Raw genomic sequence first — 1726 nt, forward strand, 5'->3', positions numbered from 1 at the left:
ATTCTCCGTTTTGCAAAACTTTCTCATGAACCATTACAAAATTGGTTCGGAAAATGCAAAGGACTGACTAACGATTTAATTCCCAGCGGGAAACTGAAATATGACAACACACTCCGGGGCGCAATCTCCTTCTAACGGCACCTCGAATTCAGCACTTGAACAGCTGCGGCAGCTGATACAACAGCATCCGGATCAGACTCAACCGCTGCCGGCAGAACGCGATCTGATGCAGATGTTTGATGTCGGCCGCCGGGAAATCCGCCGGGCGCTGGATGTGCTGGAAGAGGAAGGCCGGGTGTGGCGCAAGCAGGGGAAAGGTACGTTTATCGGACCGAATGGCCCTGCCCGGCCGCTGAGTCTGCAGGCGTTGCCGAAACAATCTAATTTGCAGGAAGTGATGGAAGCCCGTCTGCAAATTGAACCGGGGCTGGCGAAATATGCCGCCCTGCGCGCCACGCCGGAACAGATCCAGCTGATGCGCCGTTTACTGGACAAGGTGAAAACGATGTCACGCGGCGACCCGGATCAGATTGAGCTTTGGGACAGCGCCTTTCACCGCGCCATCGCCGATGCCGCCGGTAACCGGTTGTTGCTCGGTCTGTTCGATGCCGTCGACGCCATACGTCGGGATCCGAGCTGGCTGGCGGTGCGCAACGCGGCGCGTAATCAGGAGCGCCTGAACCGTTACGACGATCACCACGAACGCATCGTAGAACACATTGCCGCACGCCAGCCGAAAGAGGCCGCAAAAGTGATGCGCGAGCATCTACTGGCGCTGCAACAGGCATTTCTTTCCACCCTGCATGATGAGGAGGATTTTACTGATGACTGACCCGGCAGGCCCCGTCACACCACTGTTACACATCAGCAACCTGCGTGTGCAGTTTTCCGGTTCACCGGCCACCGTACTCGACGACATTTCCTTACAGCTTGAAGCCGGAGAAACACTGGCGCTGGTGGGCGAATCCGGTTGCGGTAAAAGCGTCACTTCGCTGGCACTGATGGGATTATTGCCCGCCGGCGCAAAAGTATTGCAGGGGGATATCCGCCTGAATAACACCTCCCTCACCGGTCTGTCGGAGCGTCAGTATGCTGACCTGCGCGGTCAGGAGCTGGCAATGATTTTTCAGGAACCGATGACTTCACTCAATCCGGCGCTGACACTCGGCGATCAACTGGCCGAAGCGGTGATGCGTCATCAGGGCGCCGGCAAAAAACCGGCTCGTGAACAGGCCCTGGAAATTCTCAAAAAAGTGCAGATCCCGGCCCCGGAACTGCGGATGGATGCCTATCCGCACCAGCTTTCCGGCGGCATGCGTCAGCGTGTGATGATTGCCATGGCACTGGTCAACCGTCCGCAACTGCTGATTGCCGATGAACCCACTACCGCGCTGGACGTCACCATTCAGGCGCAGATCCTCGCCCTGCTCAACCGTATTCAGCAGGAAACCGGCAGCGCGTTATTGCTGATTACACACGACCTGGGCGTCGTGGCAGAAGTCGCCGACAGCGTGGCGGTGATGTACGCCGGGCAGATTGTCGAGCAGGGTCAGGTAGCCGATATTTTCAATAATCCTCAGCACCCTTACACCATCGGACTGACCCTGACCCAAAATCCTGCTCCATTCAGAAACAGAATTCCGGCATGATAAACACTCCCCTGAACGGAGGTGGTGCCGATGAAAAAGTCACGATTCACCGAAGAGCAGATTGTTTTTGCCCTTAA

General features: G+C 56.6%; 1 protein-coding gene and 1 pseudogene. Both read left to right on the forward strand.

From position 1 onward, the window contains the following. Positions 1–100 precede the first annotated feature (100 nt). The gene (locus tag J1785_RS01225; protein WP_047612502.1) at positions 101–832 is read left to right on the forward strand and encodes a FadR/GntR family transcriptional regulator; all 732 of its coding nucleotides are present in this window, start codon (positions 101–103) and stop codon (positions 830–832) included. Continuing rightward, positions 825–1601 (forward strand): annotated as a pseudogene (locus J1785_RS01230) (ABC transporter ATP-binding protein); the annotation flags it as partial. The gene J1785_RS01225 and the pseudogene J1785_RS01230, both read left to right, overlap by 8 nt. Positions 1602–1726: the final 125 nt, after the last annotated feature.

This window comes from Rahnella perminowiae (assembly GCF_019049755.1).
Classification (GTDB): domain Bacteria; phylum Pseudomonadota; class Gammaproteobacteria; order Enterobacterales; family Enterobacteriaceae; genus Rahnella; species Rahnella perminowiae.

Coding starts and splice junctions, on each gene's coding strand:
- J1785_RS01225 (WP_047612502.1), top strand. CDS start 101: ATGACAACACACTCCGGGGCGCAATCTCCTTCTAACGGCACCTCGAAT.